This is a genomic window from Pseudomonas sp. AG1028, assembly GCF_007993955.1.
Taxonomy (GTDB): Bacteria; Pseudomonadota; Gammaproteobacteria; order Pseudomonadales; family Pseudomonadaceae; genus Aquipseudomonas; species Aquipseudomonas straminea.
Genome location: NZ_VIVP01000006.1, coordinates 144,400 through 168,537 on the forward strand (window position 1 = coordinate 144,400; position 24,138 = coordinate 168,537).

26 protein-coding genes are annotated in these 24,138 nt (G+C 62.6%); 5 read left to right on the plus strand and 21 right to left on the minus strand.

Going from position 1 to position 24,138, the window contains the following annotated elements:
• The 12 genes from trbG to FB481_RS11580 all read right to left on the minus strand — a co-directional run bounded on the left by trbG (window position 1) and on the right by FB481_RS11580 (window position 11,481).
• Entirely contained in the window at window positions 1–987 is a 987-nt protein-coding gene (gene trbG, locus FB481_RS11525; protein ID WP_147176436.1) for a P-type conjugative transfer protein TrbG, read from the minus strand.
• On the minus strand, window positions 984–1,691 hold the full coding sequence (trbF, locus tag FB481_RS11530; protein ID WP_147176437.1) for a conjugal transfer protein TrbF: 708 nt from the start codon (window positions 1,689–1,691) through the stop codon (window positions 984–986). Before trbF ends, trbG begins: the two co-directional genes overlap by 4 nt.
• 12 nt (window positions 1,692–1,703) lie before the next feature.
• Entirely contained in the window at window positions 1,704–2,864 is a 1,161-nt protein-coding gene (gene trbL, locus FB481_RS11535) for a P-type conjugative transfer protein TrbL (RefSeq protein WP_147176438.1), read from the minus strand.
• Complete coding sequence (locus FB481_RS11540) at window positions 2,861–3,046, minus strand: hypothetical protein (RefSeq protein ID WP_147176439.1); 186 nt, start codon at window positions 3,044–3,046, stop codon at window positions 2,861–2,863. Before FB481_RS11540 ends, trbL begins: the two co-directional genes overlap by 4 nt.
• Before the next feature lie 12 nt (window positions 3,047–3,058).
• Window positions 3,059–3,793 (minus strand): P-type conjugative transfer protein TrbJ, encoded by a 735-nt coding sequence (gene trbJ, locus FB481_RS11545; protein ID WP_147176440.1) that lies wholly within the window; start codon window positions 3,791–3,793, stop codon window positions 3,059–3,061.
• A complete protein-coding gene (trbE, locus tag FB481_RS11550; RefSeq protein WP_147176441.1) occupies window positions 3,790–6,219 on the minus strand; it encodes a conjugal transfer protein TrbE in 2,430 nt (809 codons plus the stop codon). The genes trbJ and trbE overlap by 4 nt, the downstream gene beginning before the upstream one ends.
• 10 nt (window positions 6,220–6,229) lie before the next feature.
• Window positions 6,230–6,502 (minus strand): VirB3 family type IV secretion system protein, encoded by a 273-nt coding sequence (locus tag FB481_RS11555; protein ID WP_075932556.1) that lies wholly within the window; start codon window positions 6,500–6,502, stop codon window positions 6,230–6,232.
• Entirely contained in the window at window positions 6,499–6,840 is a 342-nt protein-coding gene (locus FB481_RS11560; protein ID WP_147176442.1) for a TrbC/VirB2 family protein, read from the minus strand. Before FB481_RS11560 ends, FB481_RS11555 begins: the two co-directional genes overlap by 4 nt.
• Window positions 6,812–7,780 (minus strand): P-type conjugative transfer ATPase TrbB, encoded by a 969-nt coding sequence (gene trbB / locus FB481_RS11565; protein ID WP_178109879.1) that lies wholly within the window; start codon window positions 7,778–7,780, stop codon window positions 6,812–6,814. The genes FB481_RS11560 and trbB overlap by 29 nt, the downstream gene beginning before the upstream one ends.
• A gap of 59 nt (window positions 7,781–7,839) precedes the next feature.
• Window positions 7,840–8,274 (minus strand): CopG family transcriptional regulator, encoded by a 435-nt coding sequence (locus FB481_RS11570; RefSeq protein ID WP_147176443.1) that lies wholly within the window; start codon window positions 8,272–8,274, stop codon window positions 7,840–7,842.
• A complete protein-coding gene (locus FB481_RS11575) occupies window positions 8,271–10,262 on the minus strand; it encodes a conjugal transfer protein TraG (protein WP_147176444.1) in 1,992 nt (663 codons plus the stop codon). The genes FB481_RS11570 and FB481_RS11575 overlap by 4 nt, the downstream gene beginning before the upstream one ends.
• Before the next feature lie 331 nt (window positions 10,263–10,593).
• Window positions 10,594–11,481: an AraC family transcriptional regulator gene (locus tag FB481_RS11580; protein WP_147176445.1), complete on the minus strand. Its 888-nt coding sequence runs from the start codon at window positions 11,479–11,481 to the stop codon at window positions 10,594–10,596.
• Window positions 11,482–11,619: 138 nt separating this feature from the next.
• On the opposite strand from FB481_RS11580, the gene FB481_RS11585 reads away from it, so the two are divergent.
• The 3 genes from FB481_RS11585 to FB481_RS11595 are packed head-to-tail and all read left to right on the plus strand — an operon-like array spanning window position 11,620 to window position 13,757.
• Window positions 11,620–12,363, plus strand: coding sequence for an SDR family NAD(P)-dependent oxidoreductase (locus tag FB481_RS11585; protein WP_147176446.1), 744 nt, complete (start codon window positions 11,620–11,622; stop codon window positions 12,361–12,363).
• 18 nt (window positions 12,364–12,381) lie between these two features.
• Complete coding sequence (locus FB481_RS11590; RefSeq protein WP_147176447.1) at window positions 12,382–12,783, plus strand: VOC family protein; 402 nt, start codon at window positions 12,382–12,384, stop codon at window positions 12,781–12,783.
• Window positions 12,780–13,757, plus strand: a complete 978-nt coding sequence (locus FB481_RS11595) for a trans-acting enoyl reductase family protein (RefSeq protein ID WP_147176448.1) — start codon at window positions 12,780–12,782, stop codon at window positions 13,755–13,757. Before FB481_RS11590 ends, FB481_RS11595 begins: the two co-directional genes overlap by 4 nt.
• Before the next feature lie 31 nt (window positions 13,758–13,788).
• Here the strand turns inward: FB481_RS11595 and FB481_RS11600 are convergent, their stop codons facing one another.
• A complete protein-coding gene (locus tag FB481_RS11600) occupies window positions 13,789–14,391 on the minus strand; it encodes a TetR/AcrR family transcriptional regulator (RefSeq protein ID WP_147176449.1) in 603 nt (200 codons plus the stop codon).
• Window positions 14,392–14,550: 159 nt separating this feature from the next.
• Between FB481_RS11600 and FB481_RS11605 the strand changes: the two genes are divergently transcribed.
• Window positions 14,551–15,291, plus strand: coding sequence for an SDR family NAD(P)-dependent oxidoreductase (locus FB481_RS11605; protein WP_147176450.1), 741 nt, complete (start codon window positions 14,551–14,553; stop codon window positions 15,289–15,291).
• Window positions 15,292–15,370: 79 nt separating this feature from the next.
• Window positions 15,371–15,781, plus strand: a complete 411-nt coding sequence (locus tag FB481_RS11610) for a VOC family protein (RefSeq protein ID WP_147176451.1) — start codon at window positions 15,371–15,373, stop codon at window positions 15,779–15,781.
• A 566-nt stretch (window positions 15,782–16,347) separates the two neighbouring features.
• Here FB481_RS11610 and FB481_RS11615 read toward each other — a convergent pair.
• The 8 genes from FB481_RS11615 to hemA form a co-directional block, all read right to left on the minus strand.
• Complete coding sequence (locus FB481_RS11615) at window positions 16,348–16,656, minus strand: DNA-binding transcriptional regulator (protein WP_147176452.1); 309 nt, start codon at window positions 16,654–16,656, stop codon at window positions 16,348–16,350.
• Window positions 16,653–16,997, minus strand: coding sequence for a toxin (locus FB481_RS11620; protein ID WP_147176453.1), 345 nt, complete (start codon window positions 16,995–16,997; stop codon window positions 16,653–16,655). The genes FB481_RS11615 and FB481_RS11620 overlap by 4 nt, the downstream gene beginning before the upstream one ends.
• A gap of 160 nt (window positions 16,998–17,157) precedes the next feature.
• On the minus strand, window positions 17,158–18,084 hold the full coding sequence (locus FB481_RS11625; protein WP_147176454.1) for a LysR family transcriptional regulator: 927 nt from the start codon (window positions 18,082–18,084) through the stop codon (window positions 17,158–17,160).
• Between the two features lie 43 nt (window positions 18,085–18,127).
• Window positions 18,128–19,291, minus strand: a complete 1,164-nt coding sequence (locus FB481_RS11630) for an MFS transporter (protein WP_075932543.1) — start codon at window positions 19,289–19,291, stop codon at window positions 18,128–18,130.
• A gap of 84 nt (window positions 19,292–19,375) precedes the next feature.
• Window positions 19,376–21,229 carry an asparagine synthase (glutamine-hydrolyzing) gene (gene asnB, locus FB481_RS11635; RefSeq protein WP_147176614.1) on the minus strand — a complete coding sequence of 618 codons (1,854 nt, stop codon included), beginning with the start codon at window positions 21,227–21,229 and terminating at the stop codon, window positions 19,376–19,378.
• 22 nt (window positions 21,230–21,251) lie between these two features.
• Window positions 21,252–22,322, minus strand: coding sequence for a Gfo/Idh/MocA family oxidoreductase (locus tag FB481_RS11640; RefSeq protein WP_147176455.1), 1,071 nt, complete (start codon window positions 22,320–22,322; stop codon window positions 21,252–21,254).
• Complete coding sequence (locus FB481_RS11645; protein ID WP_147176456.1) at window positions 22,319–22,822, minus strand: GNAT family N-acetyltransferase; 504 nt, start codon at window positions 22,820–22,822, stop codon at window positions 22,319–22,321. The genes FB481_RS11640 and FB481_RS11645 overlap by 4 nt, the downstream gene beginning before the upstream one ends.
• A gap of 1 nt (window position 22,823) precedes the next feature.
• Window positions 22,824–24,056 carry a 5-aminolevulinate synthase gene (hemA, locus tag FB481_RS11650; RefSeq protein ID WP_147176457.1) on the minus strand — a complete coding sequence of 411 codons (1,233 nt, stop codon included), beginning with the start codon at window positions 24,054–24,056 and terminating at the stop codon, window positions 22,824–22,826.
• Window positions 24,057–24,138: the final 82 nt, after the last annotated feature.

Genomic DNA, 24,138 nt, shown 5'->3' on the forward strand with positions numbered 1-24,138 from the left:
TCAGCGCCTCCGTGCGACGCCATCGGTGCGCTCGATCCGCACCACGTCACCCTTGTCGGCGCCCAGACGCAGCTCGGCCGCACCGAACAGGCGGTCGACGATGTAGTAAGGCGAGCGGAAGCGATAGTTGACCAGCTGTCCATCACCTTCGGGGCCAATTACGAACAGCGGTGGCAGCTCGCCTTGGGCGATACCGGCGGGGAACTGGATATACACCTTTCGGCCGTCGTCGAAGGCACGCAGCGGCTTCCAGGGCGGATTGCTGCCGCTGATTGCATAACGAAAGCGCAGCTTCTCTAGCGTCAGGCCAACGTCCACCGGCGCAGTGGCCTGGGCGATGCTGGCGCGGCGTTGCAGGGCGAGCATGCGGTCCTTCGGATAGTCCCAGGACACCGAAGCCATCCAGGCCTGCTCGGTGGAACTCAGTTCGATCAGGTAGGTGCGGCGTGTGGTGGTGATCATCAGGTTGGTCTTGAGGTCGACCCGCGTCGGCTTGATCAGCACGCTGGTGCGTAGCTCATCGCCGCTGCCGCTGGTGGTGTCACCGACGATCCAGCGCACGGTGTCGCCAGCGGCTACGGTGACAAGTTCCTCGCCGGGCTGCAGGTTGATTGCGGTCACCCGTCCTGGGCTGGCGTACACCTGATACAGCGCGCCATCGGAGTAGGGCCACACCTGAATGGCGTTGATATAGCCTTCCCGGCTCGGTGCAACCCGGGCCTCGCGATTGGCGCGCGAGACCCGTACGCGCTCGTTAGCCGGCTCCTTGGCCGGCGTGCTGCGCTGAGTTTCCGGCAGTGGCTTGAGCTGGGCGGGTAGGGCGAGGGGCTTGGGCACTTCCACTACCTCGATGGATTTGGGCGGCTCCGGCAGGCGCTGCGCTTCTACCGGTTCATCCAGCGCGATCACTGGCGATTCCTGGCTGGCGCAGCCGGCCAGCAGGCTCAGCAGCAAAGGGTAGATACAGAGGTTCTGGGAGGTTTTCATGGTTTCTTGGCTCCTTCCGTAGTGTCCAGCTCACGGCTCCAGGACAGGCCGTTGACGTAGATGCCGAGCGGGTTGCGGCGCAGCTTTTCCTCAGTGCGTGGAGGCTGTAGTACCAGCGAGATCACCGCCGTCCAGCGCTCCAGGCCGGCGGCCGAACCATTCACGAAACGACGTTCGATCCAGCGCACCTGGAACGAACTGTCGCTGGCACGCACCACGCTGGTGACCTCGACCGATACCGACTCCTTGCCGACCCGGCTGAAGGGATCGTTGGCGCGGGCATAGTCGTTGAGGGGGGCTGCGCCTCGGTCGGTGGTGTAGTGATAGGCCTCCAGCCAGTTCTGTCGCACCACCACCGGATCGATCGAGAGCGAACGCACCAGATCGATAAAGCGCGCCAGGTGGTGAGCAATTTGTGCATCCTGGGGCTGGTAGGGACTGGCGGCTTCGCCGACGGCGCGCACCTGGCCGAGGTTGTCGACTTCCACCACGTAGGGCGTCACCGTCGACTGCGCCGAACGCCAGACCAGTCCGCCAGCCATCAGCAGCGCCAGGCCCAGGCAACCGAAGGCCATCAGTCGCCAGTTGCGTGCCTGCGCCAGGCTGCTGCCCATGCGCAGGTCCCAGGCCTGTGCCGCGGCCTGGTAAGGGGTGACAGGTTGGGGAGTGTCGCTGTAGCGCACCCGTGGACGTCTGAATCGCATCTTCGTCCTCCTTTACGAATTCGATGGGTCGCGGATCTGCGGCCCAGGTGATGAACCACCGCCATCGCCACCACGAAGGGTGTGGGCGACCGTACTGGTGGCCTGTGATAGTTGTTGCCTGCGCTGCAGGCGCCTGGCCCAGTCGGGCTGTTTGGTAGGGGCAGTTACAGGATCGGAGGCAGCTTGGGCACCACTTGCTGCAGCGCTGGGCGAAGCTCCTGCCAGAGAGCGAGCGCCGCCCATTGCCCAGCGTGCTGCACCAGGTGCCATACGTGCGCCGGCCAATACCGCGCCCCCGACACCTGTGGTGACTGCCGCAGCACCCGCTGCCATACCTGCCGCGCCTAACGCGGTACCGGCTGCTGCACCAGCACCCAGTTGCGGTGCACCGGAGACCAGGCCGGTGGCAATACCTGGCCCGAAGATGCCCAGGCCGAGCAAGGCCAGCGAGGCGAGCATGACCACCAGTGCATGGTCGATGGAGGGCTCGTCCGGCATAGCCTGGAACTCGGCGAACAGCCCGCTGCCAATGCCGACGATCACCGCCAGCGCCAGCACCTTGATGCCGGACGCGACCACGTTGCCCAGCACCTTCTCGGCGAGAAAGGCAGTCTTGTTCCACAGCGCGAAGGGCACCAGCACGAAGCCGGCGAGGGTGGTCAGCTTGAACTCGACCAAGGTCACGAACAGCTGAATGGCCAGGAAAAAGAAGCTGACGATCACCACCAGCCAGGCCAGGAACAGCACCAGGATGCTGTGCAGGTTGCTGAAGACTTCGGGAAAACCGCTGAGGCTGCTGATTTGCTCAAGCAGCGGCCCTCCGGCATCAACGCCAATCGCGGCCAATCGCCCTGGCTGCAGAAACTCCGCATGACTCAACCCGGAACCTGAGGCCAGCAGACCCAACTCAGCGAAGGAGTTGAAGACGATCTTGGCCAGGGCATTGAAGTTGCCGATGATGAAGGCGAAGGCACCGACATAGAGGGTCTTGCGGATCAGCTTGGCGCTGACGTCCTCACCGCCCATGGCCCAGAACAGTCCGGCCAGGGTCATGTCGATCACCACCAGGGTCATGGTGAGAAAGGCCACCTCACCGCCGAGCAGGCCGAAGCCGGTGTCGATATACAGCCCGAACACCTCGAGGAATCGGTCGATCACGCTGACGTCGTTCATTGCACGTCCTCGTCGAAGCTTGGCGGGATCGCGGGCAAGTCGGTAGGCCGCAGAAACTCGCCGGGCCGGGCGCAGCCGGAGTAAAAGCGCTCAGTCGCATCTTCTTGCCGAGCCATGACCCCGTTGTCGTCGTGTCCGCAGGCGACCAGTACCAGTAGCGGCAGCAGTGTCAGGAATCTCATGAGGGCGCCTCCCTACCGATAGAACTGCACGGGGTAGGGGGTGTAGGGCGTGCCGCTGCCCATAAAGCGTCGCCGCCGTTCGCGTGCCTCCTCGGCTGCTGCAGACTGACGGGCAAGCTCCAGGGCGACGGCACGGTTCTGGGTGATCTGCAACTGCTGCGCCTGGATCGACTGCTTGGCCTGCAGGGCCAGCAACTGGTTGGTGGCCTGAGCAGCCTGCAAGGCACCACCCGCCGACTGGCTCTGCTGCACCAGCGCGGCCAAGGCGCTTTCATCCTCGGCCAGGCTCTGTGTTACCTGAGCCTGCACGCGCAGCGCCGTATGCAGCCCATCAAGGCCCTGCTGCCAGCGCTCCCGCGCTTCTTCTGCCAGGCGTTGGCTGCTGACTTCGCCGGTGTACTCGTTCGGGTAGAGTCGGCTGAATTCCTGATCCAGGCGTTGCACTTCGTAGGCCAGTCCTCGTGCTTCGGCGAGCAGCCGCTCGGTATTGGCCAGGCTCGCGCGCAGCTGGTTGACCACGTTGTAGTCCAAGCGCTGCAGGTGACGGGCCTGGTTCAGCAGCATCTGGGTCTCGTTCTGTAACTGGCGGACCTGATTGTTCGCCATCTCCAGGGTGCGTACTGCAGTCAGCGTGTTCTGCACCAAGTTGGTCGGATCGATCACGGTGAAAGCGCTGGCCGGCTTCACGGCCAGCAGACCCAGTACCAGCAGCGTGGCGCAGGGGAAACGGTGAACAGGGGATCTCATGGCAGGCACTCCTTGCGTGACGAGGGATAAGCGGTGAGCAGGTCGGCGGCCCAATCCAGGCCGCGGTGATGCAACCAGGCAGGGGCAAAATCGGCGGCGCCGGACGTCTGAAAAATGCGGTCGATCTCGCGCTGCTCGGCCGGGCTGGCCGAGGCAGCGAAGGCCAGCGCCACCGGCCCGAGGTCGAGGTCGAACAGGCGGTTGCCCAGGCGCGACTGGTAGTAGTAATCACGCTTGGGCGTGGCCTGGGCGATGATCTCGATCTGCCGGTCGTTCAGTCCGAAGCCTTGGTAGATGCCGCGGATCTGCGGCTCGCTCGCCTGCGGGTTGGGCAGGAAGATGCGGCTGGCGCAGCTCTCGATGATCGCCGCAGCGATGCTGGAGTCCTTGATGTCGGCCAGCGACTGGGTGGCGAAGATGACGCTGACGTTCTTCTTGCGTAGGGTCTTGAGCCACTGGCGGATGCGCGCGGCGAATAGCGGATCGTCGAGAAACAGCCAGGCCTCGTCGAGGATCAGCAGTGTCGGCGCGCCGTCAAAGCGCTCCTCGAAACGGGCGAACAGGTAGCTCAGCACGGCAGCCACCGCCGACTTGCTGTACATCAGTTCCTCCATCTCGAAACACTGCACGTCGGCGTTGCCCAGACGATCCTGGTCGGCATCCAGCAATGCGCCATGCGCGCCGCCCAGCACGTAGGGCTGCAGAGCCTGGCGCAGGGCATTGTCCTGCAGCAGCACGGACAAGCCGGTCAGTGTGCGCTGCGCTTCGGGCGCGCCGGCCAGACTGTCCAGCGCCGTCCACAGCGCGGCTTTCTGCTCGGGGTCGACGGCCACACCTTCCTGCAGCAGGCGCGCCTCCAGCCACTCGGCGGCCCAGGCTCGGTATCCCGGCTGATCGATGCGCGCCAGAGGCTGGAAGGCCAGGTCGCCGTCGCCTCCGAGGTCGTAGTGCTCGCCACCCAGGCCCAGCACCGTTGCGCGCAGCGAGCGCCCTATGTCGAAGAGAAACAGTCGCGAGCCTGGGTAGCGGCGAAACTGCAGGGCCAAGGTCGCCAGCAGCACCGACTTACCCATACCGGTAGGACCGGCCACCAGGGTGTGTCCGACATCGCCCACGTGGGTGACTAGGCGAAACGGCGTCGCCCCATCGGTGCGGGTGATCACCAATGGCGGGCCATCCAGATGTTCGTTGCCTGCCGGGCCGGCCCAGACTGCCGAGACCGGCATCAGGTGTGCCAGATTGAGCGTGGAGATCAGCGGTTGGCGGACATTGGCGTAGGCGTTTCCGGGGATCGACGATAACCAGGCCTCCACCGCGTTGAGACTCTCGGCGATGGTGACGAAACCGCGGCCCTGGATCACACGCTCGATCCGGCGCAGCTTCTCGTCGGCGACCTGGGCGTCGGCATCGCTTATCGTCACCGTGGCCGTTACATAGCCGAAGGCGATCTGGTCGGCGCCAAGTTCCTGCAGCGCCGCGTCTGCGTCGCTGGCCTTGTTCGCCGCATCGCTGTCGAGCAGCGGGCTTTCCTGCTGGAAGATTGCTTCGCGCAGTAGTGCCAGGACGCCCTTTCGTTTCGCGAACCACTGCCGGCGTAGGCGCACCAGTTCCTTCTCGGCCTCGTCCTTATCCAGGCATATAAAGCGGGTCGACCAGCGATAGGCGAAGCCCAGACGGTTGAGGTCGTCCAGCACGCCTGGCCACGTCGAGGTGGGGAAGCCACGTATCGACAGCGTGCGCAGGTGCTGTTCGCCGAGGCGTGGCGCCAGGCCCGTGGTCAGGGAGCTATCGGCCAGCAGGGCATCGAGGTGGAAGGGGACCTCGGGTACAGCCACACGCTGGCGATGGGTCGAAATCGTGGCATGCAGGTAAGTCAGCGTCTGGCTGTCATCGAGCCAGGCGAGCTCTGGCATCACTCCGTCCATCAGATCGAAGAAACGATCTGTCTCAGCAACAAAGGCAGTCAGCCGTTCGCGCCAGTCGACGCCGCGCTGTGGCCGGTGCTCGTAGAGCAGGCCGGCGGCGCGCGAGCGCGATTCCTCCGGCGGCAGGTAGAGCAGCGTCAGGTGATAACTGCTCTCGAAGTGGCTTCCGTGCTCCTCGAAGGCGGCACGGCGCTCCTCGTCCACCAGCCAGGACAAGGGTTCAGGAAAGTCGTTGTCAGGGTAGTTGGCTGCCGCTAGGCGCTCGGCCTCGATAAACAGCGCCCAGCCCGAGCCAAGGCGACGCAGGGCATTGTTCAGGCGCGCCGAGGTTGCCACCAGCTCGCCCTGGGTGGCGCTATCCAGGTCTGGCCCGCGAAAGCGCAGGCTGCGTTGGAGTGAACCGTCCTTGTTCAACACCACGCCGGGGGCGACCAGGCCAGCCCAGGGCAGCCAGTCGGAGAGCTGGGCAGGGCGACGTTGGTATTCGGTGAGGTTCAGCATGGCGGCCTCCTCACACATCCAGCAGCGACGGCTGCTTGATGTGCCGGGCAAACACCTGCAGAAACTGCGGGTCCAGACGGGCACCCCACACCGCCAGCGAGTGGCCTACCAGCCAGAGCACCAAGCCCGGCAGCCACAGCTGCAGGCCCAGGCCTACCACTGCCGCAAGAGTGCCGTTGAGAATCGCCACGTTGCGCGGCGCGCCGCCGAGCAAGATCGGCTCGGCTAGCGAGCGGTGCAGGGGCACCTCGAAACCGGGGATGAGTTCGCGCTCGCCGTTCATGCGATCACCGCCCCGCCGGCAAAGCTGAAAAAGCTGAGGAAGAATGACGACGCGGCGAAGGCAATCGACAGGCCAAAGACGATCTGGATCAGCTTGCGAAAGCCGCCGCTGGTATCGCCGAAGGCCAGCGTCAGGCCTGTGGTAATGATGATGATCACCGCGATAATGCGCGCCACCGGTCCCTGTACCGAATCAAGGATCGATTGCAGCGGCCCTTCCCAGGGCATTCCGGAGCCAGCGGCGAGCACCGGCAGGGAGGCGCCCAGGTAAAGGGCACCGAGCATCAAGGCGCCGGCGAAGCGGCGACGATTAGCAACGCGAGGATGGCAGGCAGTCATGGCTGTTTTCCTGAGGCAGCGAAGGAATGAATACGGGGGCGCTGGAAGTGAGTTGATAGCCCCGCTCGTCATAGCCGGTGACGCGGGCGATCTGCTGGACATAGCGCGTGCTGCCACGCCCGGCGAGAAACACCACCAGATTGACCGCCTCGGCGATCAGCGCCCGCGGCGCGGTCAGGGCGACTTCCAGAATCAGTTGCTCCAGGCGAAGCAGTGCGCCCTGCGCAGAGCCGGCATGGATGGTGGCGATACCGCCGGGATGGCCGGTGCCCCAGGCCTTGACCAGATCCAGCGCCTCGCCGCCGCGCACCTCGCCGACCACCACGCGATCGGGGCGCAGACGCAGCGTGCTGCGCACCAGATCAGCCATGGAGACCACGCCGGGCTTGGTGCGCAGAGCGACGTTATCGAGGGCCAGACACTGCAGTTCGACCGTGTCCTCCAGCACCAGCACACGGTCGCCGCTGCCGGCCACCTCGGCCAGCAGCGCGTTTGCCAGAGTGGTCTTCCCGCTGCTGGTGCCGCCTGCCACTAGGATGTTTTGCCGCTCGCGCACGGCCATGCGCAGGTGCTCGGCTTGCGCCGCGCTGAGGATGCCGTCGGCCACGTACTGCTGCAGCGGGATGACGCCGGCTGCGCGTTTGCGTAGGGCGAAGGTCGGCCCGGCTACTACGGGCGGCAGTACACCTTCGAAGCGCTCACCAGTCTCTGGCAGTTCGGCACTCAGCAGCGGCTTGTTGCGATGTACCTCCTGGCCGACATGCGCTGCCACCAGGCGGATGATCCGCTCGCCGTCGCCAGCTGCCAGCGTGCCCAACCGGGCGCGGCCGACTGACAGGCGATCCAGCCAAAGCACGCCATCGGGGTTGAGCATCACCTCGACCACGTCCGGGTTATCCAGGGCGGCAGCTATCAGCGGGCCCATCGCCGTGCGCAACATGCGCGTGCGCCGATCCAGAGAGGTTGCCGTAGCGCTCGGCATTGGGGAGGAGGCGACAGTCATGGACGCTCTCCCGAGACCTGAGCCTCTGCCTGAACCTCTTCGTGCACGTCTCTGACCAGGCTGCGTCCGCGCTGCAGGTGGCGCCCCAGTTGTTCGACGAACTGGCTGAAGCGCAGCTTGCCCTGCGCGCGTGCTGCTTCTTGGTGAGCTTCGGGTACAGGCGTGCTGACCGTGAAGTAGTAGCGCACATAGAGTGCCACGGTCTCGATCAGGATGTGCTGGTCGCGCTCCAGGCGCTCGAACTGACGTGATAGGCGATCCAGGCGTTTGGCCATGGCCACCTCGCGCTGCTCGCCGGAATCGGGAGAGAGCCAGGAGGCGAGCGCCGCGGCGATGATCGAAGACTTCGAAACGCCTTTGGTGATCGCCAATTCGTTCAGGCGCTTGGCATGCTCGGGTTGGATAAACAGGTTGAGGCGGGCTCGGCTCATAGGGCTATTCCATCGTCAGGGTCGAGGGCGGCCAGCCGCGCCGCGCGCTGCAGGCGTGGATCCGGCTGGGTGGGGAAGGGCGTGGGAATGTCATCCTCGTCGAGCAACAGCAGGTCACTGGTCAACTCGTCGTGATCCGGCAACTGGGCGAGATCCGTCAGCTCCGGCTGACGGCGTGGGCCGCCGTCCTCGACGGTCTCGTCATCGCTCAGGTCGGCCGGCGACATAGCAACGGACGCAGGCACGGTAAGGTCGCTCCAGTCGTCTGGGCGTGGTGCCGGTGCGTCGGCATAGCGGCCCGGCTGCAAGCGCGGGGCGGGCAGCACCCGGCTCTGGAAGTTGGCGTCGGTGAAGTAGCGCAGCTTCTTCGCACGAATCGGCGCCAGGCCTGAGAGCATCACCACGGCCTCGTCGCTGGGCAGTTGCATCACCTCTCCCGGGGTCAGCAGCGGGCGGGCGATTTCCTGGCGCGAGACCATCAGGTGGCCGAGCCAGGGCGCCAGGCGGTGGCCGGCGTAATTGCGCTGCGCGCGCAGTTCGGTGGCAGTGCCCAGGGTCTCGGAGATGCGCTTGGCGGTACGTTCGTCGTTGGTCGCGAAAGTGACCCGCACGTGGCAGTTGTCGAGGATCGAGTGGTTCTGGCCATAGGCCTTGTCGATCTGGTTCAGGGACTGCGAGATCAGGAAGGCGCGCAGCCCGTAGCCGGCCATGAAGGCCAGGGCTGTCTCGAAGAAATCCAGTCGCCCCAACGCAGGAAACTCATCGAGCATCAGCAGCAGCTTGTGCCGGCGTTCGATGCCGTCGGAACCGTCGAGCGATTCGGTCAGGCGCCTGCCGACCTGATTGAGGATCAGGCGGATCAGCGGCTTGGTGCGGCTGATATCCGAGGGCGGTACCACCAGGTACAACGACACTGGATGCTCTGCCGAGATCAGATCGGCAATGCGCCAGTCGCATCGCGAGGTGACCTCGGCCACCGTCGGGTCCCGGTACAGGCCGAGGAAGGACATGGCCGTGGAGAGCACGCCCGAGCGCTCGTTGTCGCTCTTATTCAGCACCTCCCGCGCCGCAGAAGCCACCACCGGATGCGGCGCATCGCCCAGGTGCAGCGTGGTCATCATCCGGTGCAGGGTCAGCTCGAAGGTGCAGGCCGGATCGGAGAGGAAGTTGGCAACGCCGCGTAGGGTCTTGTCCTGGCCAGCGTAGAGCACGTGCAGGATGGCACCGACCAGCAGCGCATGGCTGGTCTTCTCCCAGTGGTTGCGCCGCTCCAGCGCGCCTTCTGGGTCGACTAGGATATCGGCGATGTTCTGCACGTCGCGCACCTCGTGGGCACCGCGACGCACTTCCAGCAGCGGGTTGTAGGCGGCCGAGGCCAGGTCGGTGGGGTTGAACAGCAGGCAGTGGGAGAAGCGTGATCGCCATCCTGCGGTAAGGCTCCAGTTCTCGCCCTTGATGTCGTGGATGACCGCCGAGGCCGGCCAGGAGAGCAGGGTGGGTACCACCAGGCCGACGCCCTTGCCCGAGCGCGTCGGCGCGAAGGTCAGCACATGCTCGGGGCCTTCGTGGCGCAGATACTGATCGCCGAACTGCCCGAGGAATACGCCCGCAGGCTGGGTCAGGCCTGCCTTGCCCACCTCATCCGCATCGGCCCAGCGCGCCGAGCCGTAGGTGGAGACCCGCTGTGCCTGGCGCGCCCGCCAGATAGCCATGCTGATGGCCACCACCAATGCCAGCAGACTGCTGCAGGCGGCGATGCTGCCGCCGACGTTGAAGACGTCCGGCGCATAGGCATCGAAGACGAACCACCACTCGAACAGACGCCAGGGGTGGTAGACCGGCGTGCCCATTAGTTCGAACCATGGCGCGCCGAGGCGTGCCTGGTAGCCAAGCGTGGCTGCCGTCCACTGCGTGGCACCCCATACCCCGGACAGGGTAATGGCCAATACCACCAGTACATGGCCGTACAGCACCGTCGTTGCATGCATCCCTGAACCCAACCTCCCAGGCAAAACTCACGGCACGCGAATGTGCCGCGGGCGAGAGGTTCGGCATTGGGAGGGGAGGGGTCAAAGACCGTTTTGGCGAGGACTAAGAAGTTAGGGGCGACACAGCAGGCTGGGGCGGTCGGTGGAAAAACTCAGCAGGGTGTGTACACGAGGTAGATGTCTATCCGAAGCTGCGCCTGGCCACAGGCAGAAACCGGCCAGAAGCAGTCACACGCAAGTGATTTAATCGAGGCTCAAGGGGAAGGTCGATTCCGCCCCAGACCGCTGCTGTCTCCGGCACGCTGACCAGTGTCGGATCTCGCCAACGTAACTAATCGGCTCTCGTTTCGCTCAGGATTCTTGCGGCATCCCTCGCAGGGGGCAGGCCGAAGACCCGCGCATAATCCCGCGTGAACTGCGTGGCGCTTTCATAGCCCACCTCGAACGCGGCGGCCGTGACGCTTTTGGCGCTGGCGACCATGAGCATTCGGGCCTGGAGCAGGCGAACGCGTTTCTGGTACTGCAGTGGGCTTAGCGTAGTGACGGCTTTGAAATGCCGGTGAAACGCCGAGACGCTCATGGCCGCTTTCTGCGCCAGGCTTTCTACTCTGATGGGTTCAGCAAAGTCTCGCCGAATCCGCTGAATGGCCAGGCTCACGCGGGCCATGGCGGTGTCTGGTGCGGCGATCTCGCGCAACATCCAGCCATGCGGGCCTTGTAGAACGCGAAACAGTATCTCGCGCTCGTACGCTGGAGCGAGCGCGGCAATAGCATCTGGGTTGCCCATGAGTCGAAGCATGCGCACCCAGGCATCCATCAATTCTGGCGTGATGGCAGCAACCGAAAAGCCGGGGTCGTTTTCATACAGCCCCATAGGTTTCGGAAGGTCAGCCAGCAATGTAGCGAGCACTGTCGGGTCGAGGGTCAGGCTAACGGCTAGGTAGGGCTCGCCGGTTTCTGCGGCGTGGACAGCCCCTACCGCCGGCAGGTCGATGGACATCACGAAATACGTCGCAGGGTCATACCGAAGGGTGCGGTTGCCCACCGTCATCGTTTTGCTGCCTTGCAGGATCAGATTGATCATCGGGTCGTAGACGGCAGCGAGCATGTGCTCGGGGATCTCGCCCTGAACCATGGCGACTCGCGGAATGCCCGTCTCGGTGCGGCGATTTTCGGCCTTGGCGGTTAAGGCGCGCAGTTCATTAAGTTGATTTTTCATGATGGGAATGTTGACCGTTAACCGATGGGCTTCACAAGGGAAAAGCAGAAACAGGCAAGTCTGAAGTAGAAACGGCTGCGTCGGCGAAGCGGTGCGTCGCTACTGTGGTGACTCATTTCATCTACAGCGGAGCACCACATGAGCGTTATCGTCATCACCGGCGGAAGCCGTGGTATCGGTGCCAGCACGGCACGGCACATTGCCCAGCGTGGCACGGGTGTCATCCTGACTTATAACAACAATCCCCAAGCAGCGGCGGAGGTCGTAGGCAGTATCGAGCAGGCCGGCGGTAAAGCCGTTGCGCTCAAACTCGATGTTGGCAACGCGGGCAGTTTCGAAGCGTTTCGAGAAGCGGTCGTGATGACCTTGAGGGACGTCTGGGGCATCAGCACGCTAGCTGGCTTGGTCAACAATGCGGGGTATGGCCTGTTCAACCCGTTGCAGACGGTCAGCGAAGCGCAGTTCGACGGTTTGTTCAACGTTCACCTGAAAGGTCCATTCTTCCTGACCCAGGCACTTCTCCCATTGCTGGAAGAAAACGCCAGCATCATCAACCTGACCAGCGCCACCACCCGCGTCGCCACGGCCGGGGTGGCGCCTTATGCGGCGTTTAAAGGTGGGCTGGAGGTGCTCACACGCTATATGGCCAAGGAGTTCGGTGATCGGCGTATACGGGCCAATGCGGTTTCACCTGGAGCGATTCGAACTGAGTTGGGAGGCGGGCTCAACGACGAGTTCGAGGCGATGCTGGCTGGGCAAACCGCGCTGGGCAGGGTGGGCGAGCCTGAAGATGTGGCGCGCGTCATTGCCATGCTGTTGTCCGAAGACGGCGCGTGGATCAATGCCCAGACCATCGAAGTCGCAGGCGGCTACAACATCTGAACAAGCGAGGGCTGCGACATGCTGGATCATGTTTTTCTATCGGTTAGCGACATCGAGCGCTCCATCCGTTTTTACGAAGCGGCACTGTCGCCGCTTGGCATCACTGCACGTCTGGACTACGACGGCAAGAACGGCCCGCCAGGTCATCCGGATCTCAAAGGCTTCGGCGCCAATGGCCGGGTGTTCTTCTGGCTGCGCGAGGGTGTGGTCGAGGGACAGGCTGCTCACGTCGGGTTTGTCGCGAGCAGCAAGGCCGAGGTCGAGGCTGCCTATGCCGCCGCGATGAGCCAGGGGGCCGTTGATAATGGCGCGCCTGGTGCCAGGCTGCATTACGACCCGAATTACTACGCCGCGAACGTGCTAGACCCGGATGGCTACAGTGTGGAATTTGTCTACAAGAACTGGCAGCACGCACGATGAAGACATTACTGATTTACGGCGCGACGGGTTACACCGGGCGCATGGCCGCTGAGCGAGCGAAAGCACTGGGTCTAACTTTCGAAATAGCGGGACGTACGGTTGATCGGCTGGAAGATCTTGCTGCGCAAGTGGATGTTCCTTACCGCGTGTTCGGAGCAGCTGCTCAGGCGGCAGAGGCGCTGGATGGCGTAGACGTACTGTTGAACTTCGCAGGACCTTTCGCGCAAACAGCCGAGGCTCTGATGCGGGCGTGCATGCAGGCTGACGTTGACTACCTGGACATCACGGCCGAGATCAATGCCTACCGGCTCGCGGAACGGCTGGGTGCTCAAGCAGCCGAGGCGGGCGTGATGCTCTTACCTGGCGTCGGCTGGGACGTTGTCCCTACAGACTGCCTGGCCATGCATGTCGCTCAGCGGGTCGCGAAACCTCGTGCGCTGAGCATTGCACTACAGGTGCCTGGGTCCATGTCGCGCGGTTCGGCGATGAGCGTCAGTGAAATCATTGGCGCAGGCCTGCTCGCACGGGTCAACGGTGAGCTCGTGGCAACGCCTGATGCGCAGCCGCGGCAGTTTGATTTCGGCGACGGGCCGGTGACCTGCCAGCCGTTGTCTTTCGGTGATCTGGTGACGGGGTGGCATTCGACGGGCATCCCCAACATCGCGATGTTCGTGCATATCTCGGGCGACGCCTTTCCCGAGGGCGACTTGTCGCAACTGCCTGATGGCCCCAGTGCTGATGAGCGGGATGCCCATCGGGCTCGAGCGGTGGCGGAAGTGACAGCATCGGATGGCAGCGTTGCAAGATCCATGATCGAAACGGTGAACGGATACTCCTACACGCCGCTTGCCGCCATTGAAGCTGCGCGCCGCGTGTTGAACGGTGAGCGAAAGCCTGGTTTTGCAACGCCTGCGCGCATTTTCGGCGGTGGGTTTGCCGAGAGCATTGCCGGAACAACCATCACTGATCGCTGACTCCGTCTGGCTAGCGACTATGCGGCTTTGCTCAGGGATTCATAGCGCTGTCGCTCGCTTCAAATTCAATGGAGATCAGTTTGCCGGCAAGCTGCGCCACTTCCACCAGTCGCTTGAGCGACATGCCGCTGCACGCCGCCGCTGACAGCCCCCGCAGGGTGATGAGCACATAGTCAGCCAGGACCTGAGCGGCGTCCGGACGGACCTGATCAAGGTAACGGCGGACGGCCTGAATCCCGGTATCGCCCAGCTTTTCGGCCATTTCGCGGGCAGTCGGATCGTCAGCGCGCATGCCCTCGGTGATCAGGCAGCCACGTAAAGCCCGGTCTCGTCCGTACTGCTGAGCAGCGGCAACCAGCAGTGCGGTCAGCGCTTCTGCGGGTGGTCGATCCGGCCTCAGCAGCTTGTCCATAGGCAGCGCGTTTTCAACGGCGTAGCGATGCATCGCACGTTCGAACAGCTCGGCCTTGCTGCCATATGCGGCGTAAAAGCTCGGCGGCTTGATGTTCATGGCCTCGGTCAGGTCGGTCAGGCTGACCGCGTCGAAGCCACGCTGATGAAATAGCGCCTGTGCGATGGCTATCCCGTGCTCACGGTCGAAGGCGGGGCGTCGCTGCCGGTTTTTTTCGTTCATGCGATCTCGTTCCTGTTGATTTGACTAATGTAGCGATCACTACAAGAGGTTTCAATCACGAATCGGCAGTCAGATTTATATAGCGGTCACTAAATATGTTGCGCCTATGTATTTACCTATGTAGTGTTCACTACATATTCACCCTTAAAGGTATTTCCCATGTTGTTTGAAAACAAGGTTGTTCTGGTAACTGGTGGCTCTTCGGGCCTGGGTTTCGCCATCGCTGAAGCCTTCGCCAGCCAGGGCGCCAAGCTGGTCATCACCGGGCGCCGCCAGCCTCAGCTCGACGAAGCCGTTAAGAGCCTCGGCGAGAACGCCTCTGCCGTCTGCGCGGACATTTCGAACCCTGCCGACCTGACCCGACTGTTCAGTCACATCAGCGGGGTGCATGGCCGTATCGACGTATTGATCGCCAATGCCGGGACGGGTGAAATCGAGCCCTTGGGGGCGATCACCGAAGCAGGCTTCGATCGGCTCTTCACGACCAATGTCAAAGGCACGACCTTCACCGTGCAAGGTGCGCTGCCGTTGATGGGTAAGGGGACCAGCGTCGTCGTCATCGGCTCGACCGCCTCGATCAACCCCGGCCCCGGCCTGAGTGTCTACGGAGCCACCAAGGCCGCGCTCCGTTCGCTGGTGCGCAGCTGGATTCTGGACATCAAAGGTTCCGGCGTGCGTATCAACCTGCTCAGCCCCGGTCCCGTGGACACCCCGTCGCTGCGCAATGTGCTTGGTGAGAACGCGCAGGAGGTAATCGATGCACTCGGCGAGAAGAGCACCCTCGGTCGGATCGGCCAGGCACACGAGATCGGCCAGGCCGCGCTCTTCCTAGCGAGCGAAGCATCGAGCTATGTCAATGGGGCTGAGCTGTTCGCCGACGGTGGTGCATCTCAGATTTAAAACGGGCACGGAGCGACCACGCGCTGTCAACGACGCGCTCTGCCAATTGCCAATACTCGGCATTTTATGGAGATACCTGATGAGCAATTTCGCTGGGTCGGCAATCGACCATGTAGGTCTCGGTGTTTCGGACATTTCGGATGCTCAAGCCTTCTACGAACCCGCGCTCAAGCCACTCGGGATTGAGTTGCTGATGAGCATTGAGGCCGATCCGCCAGGTTCCAGACCTCTACGACTGGGGTTCGGCTCTGAGGGAAAGCCTTTTTTATGGTTGCATGCTGTGTCTGTCCCCAGTCACGGGGCGCACATAGCTCTGATCGCGCAGAGCCGTGAGGCGGTCGATGCGTTCTACGCGGCCGCCATTGCAGCTGGCGGACAAGACAACGGAGCGCCCGGCATCAGGCCCCATTACCACGCCGATTATTACGCGGCGTATGTACTAGGCCCTGAAGGAGTGAATCTGGAAGCGGTTTGCCAGCGAACGGCTTAGCGCTGAACCTCCACTAGTTTCAATCGAGTCACTCCTAGGACGGACCCGTGATCAACATGCCGGCCCCTTGTTTCACTTGGGACAAGCAGAAAGGCAGGGACAGATTGAGAAACCGTAGTAGTGAATTTCATAACGCGCCTAAGACCATTTTGGGTCGAACGCTCATATGGCTACCGGCCGTTTCGGGTCGACATATGCCGCGCGTGAGTGTCCGCTTCCGCCGCCGATTTCTGCCGGTTGTGATCGGCAGTCCGTGGCCGGAGGTCGCTCCTTACCTGATTGTAGGGTTCACTCAGCGCTGGGAACTATTCGGCTAGCGACGTTGTAATCTGGTTGACTCTGATTGCTTTCCACTCCAGATCATCATCGAGATGGGTAGGCTGGATGATCAAGGTGACAGCGCGCAGACTCATCATTGTCCAGCAGACGCTGTCGGGAGGCGAACGAGTTGTGGTGAAGGGCTGTGCATGCGGCTCGCCTCATATCGCTTCCCAATCTATTTGAGTACCCGGCGAGTGATTCTGCCCGTTTGCTGTTGTTACAGGGACCATCTGCGCTCTGGTGATCTACGCCAGTTCGCGTATGAGTTCCGGGTGCTTGCTCAGGACACGGATCAAGACGGTGGCCTGGTCATTGGGCTTTGAGCGGTTCTGCTCCCAGTTCTTTAAGGTCGCAGGCTTGGCGTGAATGGCCTGCGCAAATACACCCTGGGACATCTGCAGCTTTTCGCGCAGAGCGACGATTTCCGCGCCCGTCGCGGGTTCGATTGGCTTGTATTCGGCCTTGTGAGTACGCAGCGTACGCTTGCCTTCACGTGCTGCGGCCAATTCGTCGAAGCCTTCGATCAGCTCGGAAAAAATATCGCGTTTGGTCATGATGCTTGCCTCGCTTTCACTTCGCGCTCAAGGAGCGCTTTCAACTGCCTACGCTGATCACTGCTCAGGTCATCGAGTTCGTCTTTGTCATAAAGGGTGAAGAGCCAGAACTGCAGACCGCTGTGCCAGTAGTAATAAATCACCCGAACGCCACCTCGCTTTCCCTTGCTGCGCCTGACTGATCCGAAACGGACCTTCCTCAGACCACCGCTGTTGGTGATGACTGCGCCTGCCTCTGGATTAGCCAAGAGCATCTGCTGGAATAGCGAGTATTCACCGTCATCTAGGTGGGCTTTTCGGTTGCGCTCAAAGGGTGATAGTTCAACGAACAATGCTTTCATATATGTGCGCTATTTGCGTATGTTAATGATGAGTGTCTTCTTGTCAAGAAAGGGGCTTGTTGGCCAGATACAAAAAATGCGGCAGGCTGGCTGGGCTGCCGCTAAGACGCTCTCCTGAGAGGGCTCGCCGCGACGGGGAGATCTAGTGCCTGGGGCGAGATCAGGCGATTTCCTTCCGTGAAGTGTGATCCGGCAGCAACACCTGGGTTTCCGCCGGGCTCACCCGCCCAATAAATCGCGCCAGTTGCTCGGCCGGCTCGCCTTCTCGCCTTACCATGTAGGTGGTTAGCATCGATGCGCAGCCGTCTAGCGGCCGGGCCACGACGTCCGGATTGTTGAGTTCGTTGATGCGCGCCAGACTGGAGAAGCCCAGACCGTAACCCGCGGCGACCAGCGCCATCATCAGATCCAGGGTGGGAACGCGGTCGGCAATGGTCAGTCGCGTATCTACGGCGCCCAATACCCGCTGTAATTGTTGCCAGAATCCTTGGCAGACCTGCGGATCGCAGAGCACCAGTGGGTAGCGCACCACCTCATCGAGCGGTACGCGCCGGTAGCTAAGTAGCGGGTGGCGAGCAGGCACCGCCACAACCAGTGGATCGAACCAGACCGGCTCGGCCACCAGCCCTTCGCCGGCCTCGTCCGATTGAGCGAGCCCGATGTCGTACAGGTCATCGTTCAGCCCTCTGACCTGTTCGCTGAAGGTGACCTCCGACAGACAGATCTCGACCTCTGGTTCTTCCTCGCGGCATTGGGCGAGCAGGGCGGCCAAGCGTGCCTGAGGTATACCGTCGGACAGCGCGACGCGAATGCGTCCACGGTAGCCGGCCGCTGCGCTCTTGACGCTGGCCTTGGCCTGATCGACCACAGCCAGTACCCGACGCGCCTCTTCCAAGAGCACCTTGCCGGCCCAGGTCAGGCGCGTGCGCCGCGTGGTGCGCTCGAACAGTTGCACGCCCAAGCGGTACTCCAGTTCCTTGATGATCCTCGACAGGGGCGACTGTTCGATATGCAGGCGCGCGGCAGCACGCGCGAAATGCAGTTCTTCTGCAACGGCAATGAAACAGCGAAGGTGGCGCAGTTCCACGGCCTTTCCTCCATCAGTTAGATGTTGAATTTAAGCGTCGATGTTAGGCCCGGCGACGCAGATTGATGATTTGCAGGAGAGCACCCAAGGCGGCCACACCCCCTGCGCTGGCAGCCAGTGTCCAGGTAGGCATTTGCAACAGCAGCACGAAACCGCCGGCCGCGGCACCGATAGCGCTGCCCAGGTAGAGCGCGGACTCGTTCAATGCGATGGCCAGGTTGCCGTCACCCTGGGCCTGGCGCGCCAGGATCAGCTCGTTGTTCTGTGGTACCTGCAACGCCCAGCCGACGGCTCCCCACAGGGCAATGGGCAGCATTACCAGCCAGGTGCTGAGGGCAGCCGCCAGCGGCAGCAAGAACAGCGACACGGCAAGGATGATCATGATGGCGAAGGTCAGCACCGGGCCCTTGATGCGATCCACCAGCGGGCCGATCAGGAAGCTGCCCAGCACCCCGCCGATGCCCCAGACCCACAAGTAGGGGGTGACCGAGCGCACCCCGCCGTAGGCCGGATCAGCCAGCAGCGGAGCGATGAAGGTGTACATGCCCAGGCTGGCAATGGCGGCCAGCAGCGACACCAGCAGGATTACCAGCACATGGCTGTCGCTGAGGATCGCCAGTTTCTGGCCCAGCGTGGTGGCGGTGGCAGCGGGCAGGGAAGGGAGCTTCAGCAGCAGCCCGAAGAAGGCCGCCAGGCCGAGCAGGGTGACCAGCCAGAGGGCGGCCTGCCAGCCGAGCTGTTCGGCGATCAGCAGGCTGAGCGGAACGCCCAGCACCACGCCACTTGCCATGCCTCCCATGATGATGGCAATGGCCTTGCCACGGCGCTCCGGGCTCGAAACAGCGGCAGAAGCACCGATGCCCATTGCTAAGTAGACGCCTGCGCCGATGCCAGCGATGGCACGCCAGGCCATCAGCGCGGTAAAACTCTCGGCCAGCGCGCTGGCGGCGTTGGCGATGACGAACAGGCCCAGGGCCAGCAATAGGCCGGCGCGCTGGCGATGCGCTGGAGTCAGGGCGACGAAAATCGGTGAACCCAGGCCGTAGGCCAGGGTGAATGCGGTGACGAGTTGCGCCGCCACCGCGACGGACACGGCAAACGAGGCCTCGATCATCGGGATCAGGCCTGCGGTGACATAGGAGGCCATACCAAGGGCGAACGCCCCCAGCGCTATGAGGTAGATAGGAGATTGGTTGGATGTGTGCATTCTCGGACTCGCTTGTGCTCCTTGGAGCGCTTGAGTGGTACAGCGAATAGGAGTGACCCGCACCGGGGCCACTCCCGGTTTGGGCTACAGCTCGAGACTGACGTCGTACTCGCTCAGCCAGGTGTTGAGGCCGACCGCCAGTTCCATGCCCCCGCGTTCGTACATGGGCGAGACGCTGCCGAGCGGCTTAGCCAGGGTTTGATGGATACGGCCGCTGTCGAGCAGAGGCGTCACCGGCGCATTGCGATCCGCCTGAATGGCGGTCAGCGCATCACGCAGTGCCTGCTCGTAGGCCGGATCCTGCGTCGAGGGGTAGGGGCTCTTGACCCGCTCGCTGATCGATTCGGGTAGCAGGTCGCGGGTCGCCGCGCGGAGAATGCTTTTCTCCCGGCCATCAAAGGCCTTCATCGCCCAAGGAATGTTGAAGGCGTACTCAACTAGCCGGTGATCGCAGAAGGGCACCCGTACCTCTAGGCCAACCGCCATGCTCATTCGGTCCTTGCGATCGAGCAGGGTTTGGACGAAGCGTGTCAGGTTGACGTAGCTCATCTGCCGCATACGCTGGTCGACGGCGCTCTCACCGGGCAGCACCGGTGCTTCGCTAATGGCCTGGGCATAGCTGTCACGCAAGAAGGTCTGCATGTCGAGTTGGGCTAGCAGGCCAGGGTCGAACAGGGTCTTGCCGTCGAAGTACTTGCCTGTCACCGAGGTCAGCCAGGGGAAGGTATTGGCCTGAATGGCTTCAGGGTCGTGGAACCAGCGGTAGCCACCAAATACCTCGTCTGCGCTTTCACCAGAGAGCGCTACTGTCGAGTGCTTGCGCACTTCCTGGAACAGCCGGTAGAGCGATGGCCACATGTCGCCCCAGAAGGCCGGTGGCAGATCCAGTGCACGCACGATCTGCGCCCGCAGGACAGGATCAGCAAGCTCACGGCTATCGAGGACGATCTCCTGATGACTGGAGCGAATTTTCTCCACCAGATCTCGTACGAAAGGGGCATCTGGAGTACCGCGCACGGCATCGCCGGTGAAGCCGCTACCGTGGTCGACGAAGTCGACAGAAAAGGAGCGGATGTTCTCCTTGCCAGCGGCCAGCAATTTCTTCGAGGCCAGCGCGGTAATGATCGAGGAATCCAGTCCGCCGGAGAGCAGGCTGCACAACGGTACGTCAGCGACGATCTGGCTGTCGACGATATCTTCCAGCAGGTCACGGGTATGGCGGATTGTCTCGTCCAGCGTGTGTTCGTGCTCACGCGCCTCCAATTTCCAGTAGTGGCGGCGTCCCAAACCCCGGCGGTTGATACGCACAATCTCGCCCGGCATGACCTCGCGCATGCCTTCAAAAACGGCATGTCCGGGCGTCTTCACCATCTCAAGAATTTCGCGCAGGCCATCGGCGCGCACTTTGCGTGGCACCAGCGTGTTAGCCAACAGCGCTTTGGGTTCGGACCCGAAAACTACGCCATCAGTCGTGGGGTAGTAGTACAGCGGTTTTACGCCCATGCGATCGCGAATCAGCAGAAGCTCTTGGGAGCGCAGGTCCCAGATGGCGAAGGCATACATGCCGTTGAGCCGCTCCACGAAGGCTTCACCCCATTCGATATAAGCGCGCAACACCACTTCGGTGTCGCTGCGGGTTTCGAAGCGGTGGCCGAGTGCTTGCAATTCGGCGTGCAGCTCGCGGAAGTTGTAGACCTCCCCGCTATAGGTGATGGCGGCAAGCTCGAGTGGCCCACCATGTTTTGCGATCATCGGTTGGCGACCTCCCTCGAGGTCGATGATCGACAGACGCCGATGGCCCAAGCCAACGGGGCCATCAATCCACAGACCGCCTGCGTCGGGGCCTCGCAGTGCCATCGTGTCGGTCATGCGCTGCAGAGTTTCGCGTTGCGCTTCCAGGTTCCGGCTGTAGGACAGCCATCCAGCGATTCCACACATAGTCCTTCTCCTTGTGATTGAGTTACCCGAGGCTTTCCAGATCACTGTCCTCGGCCAGCAGTACGCGCGTCTCGCCATGGACGTAGCGCGCCGGAGCTGGGGTTTGGGCATGGGTTTCCAGGTCGTTGAGCAGGCGCTGCAAGGCCACAGCGGTATCGAGCCCGGCGAATGGCTGGGGTGGCGATTCTCTAAGAGCCACAGCGCGCACCACCTGCCGGCACAGACGAGACAGCTTGTGCACGGTGTCCAGGCCTGGCTCGTCTGGGGCCGTGGCGAACTCGTGGAGCAGCTCCTCCCTGCCGTTGGTACCGCGCGTCCAGATGCGCAGTTGGTCGTGATCCCAGCGCGGCGTATCGAATACCAGGCGCGCATGGACCAGCCGGGCATCGCGGTCGACGAAGCTGAAATCCACGGTGCGCTGGCGCACGATGTTGACGAAGCTGGCGTAACCGGTGACCCGAGCCTCGCCCAGGCTGGCGGCGAGTTGCACGGTGTCGAGTACCTCAGCGCCGGAGATGGAGAAGTCCGAGCGCACACCGAGCACACCATCGAGTTGGAGCTGGTCAGCGCGCGGGCAGATCCAGCCGACCAGATCTAATGCATGGATCACCTCGCTGGTCACGCCGCAGGTGGGGCGATAGTCGTTGATGCGGTCCTTGCCCCAGTGGAAGCTGGCGCGCACCAGTTGCCAGTCGTGACGTTCGACCCACTCGCGCAACTGCCGGGTTGCGTCCGAGTAGCGCTCCACCAGATTCAGGGCAAAGCCACTGACTTGCCCCAGTGCGCCGAGCAGCTCCTTCAAGTCGTCACCGGGGGTGACCAGGGGCTTTTCGCAGAGCACGAAGCCCCGGTAGCCGGCCAGCTCCTTGAGCACAGGCGCATGGTTGTGGTCGTTGACGCTTACCACCACGATGTCCGGCGCGAATACTTGTAGCGCCTGCTCGACGCTGTCGAAGTAGGGCAGTTCGGTCGTCTTCTGCCGGCGCCCGACATAGGACAGCGACAGCGGCATTCCGGTGCTCGTGGCGATATGCTCGAAGGCGCGGCGGAAACGGTTGCCGGCGTAACCCAGACCGATGATCAGGATCTTCATGCCGAGGCCTCCTGACGGATCAGCAGGCGCTCGTCGCTGACGGCGAAGCCGAGGGCCTGGTACAGCATGCCGGCATCCGCGGTGCTCTGCAGCACCACGCAGCCGACGCCGCGGTTGTCGAACCAGCGCAGCAGGTGTTGCATCAACTGCCGAGCGATGCCGCGACCGCGCCACTGTGGCTCCACCACCACCGACTGCACCCAGCCGGACAGGCCATTGAGGCAGCCCGGTGCCGGCGCACGCTGGTCGATAATGGCGGTCGCACAGCCCAGCACCTGACCGGATTCCTTGTGCTCGGCGGCGAGGATCCGCACGCAGTCACTGTCGTTCAGGCGGCTGCTCAGCCAGGTACGGTAGGCCGCCCGCCAGCGCGCCGCGTCCTCCGGCGTCTTGCTCGAATAGCTGGCGTTGGTGCCGTCCAGCAGATACGCGCGCAGTTCCACCAAACTGACCAGGTCGGCCTGGGTGGCCGGACGTACCGTGAAGAAGGACTGTTCCATCTCAGGCCACCTCCGCAGCAAACACCTCGGATGCCAGTGGGATGCTGAAATAGTCGAAGGTCTCGCGCAGCGACACCGCCAGATGTTCGATCTGCGCATCGTTGTGGTTCGGCGTGGCGTTGACGCGGAAGCGCTCTGTCCCTACCGGCACGGATGGATAGTTGATTGGCTGCAGGTACACACCATGGTGGTGGAGCAGCCGATCTGCCGCTGCCTTGCAGCGCTTAGCTTCCCCAACCAGTACCGGTAGCACATGGGTTTGTGAGCAGGGCATCACCGGTACGTCGTGATGCTTAAGGCGCTCGCGCAGCTTGCCCGTCTGGCGATGCAGACTATTACGCTCTTGGTCGTGCGCCTTGAGGTGTTCGACGCTGGCCAGGCATCCGGCAGTGACTGCCGGTGGCAGCGAGGTCGTGAAGATGAAACCGGTGGCAAAGGAGCGCACCGCATCAACGATTACCTGAGTTGAGGCGATGTAGCCCCCGATAACGCCGATGGCCTTGGCCATGGTGCCCTGGATGATATCTACCTGATCGGCGACGCCCAGGTCTGCGGCGATACCAGCGCCGCGGGGGCCGTACATGCCCACTGCATGCACTTCGTCCAGATAGGTGAGGGCGCTATAGCGCTTGGCGACAGCAACAATTTCAGCGATAGGCGCGATATCGCCATCCATTGAGTAGATCGACTCGAAGACCACGATCTTGGGTTGGCCAAGCGGATAGCTGGCTAGGATCTGCTCCAGATCTTCCATGTCGTTGTGGCGGAAGATCTTGCGCTCGTTGGGCGTCGAGCGAATGCCGTTCACGATGGAGGCATGGTTCATCTCATCGCTGATTACTACGCAATCGGGGATGCGTCGCAGCAGGCACTGAAGGGTGGCATCGTTGGAACCAAAACCAGTGGGAAATACCAACGCCGCTTCCTTGCCGTGCCATTCGGCAAGAGAGACTTCCAGCTCTGCGTATACCTCGTGTGATCCACCGATATTGCGCGAGCCGCCGGAGCCCGCACCGTAGGCATCCAACGCCTCGTGCATTCGCTGACGCACCGCGGGATGTTGCGACATACCGAGGTAGTCATTGCTGCACCAGACCACCACCGGGTTCTCTTTGCGACCATCCAATTTGGCCAGAGGATATTGGCCACACATGCGGCTCAGGGTAGTGAAGGTGCGGTACTGGTTGGAGGACTTCAATGTCTCCAGTTGTTCTCGAAGAAGTGCTTGATACATCCGTTTATCTCCTTAGCAAGTTGATGACACGTCTCTGTGTGCTTTCCTCATCAAGCAAGAGCCTGGTAGGGGTAATTCCATC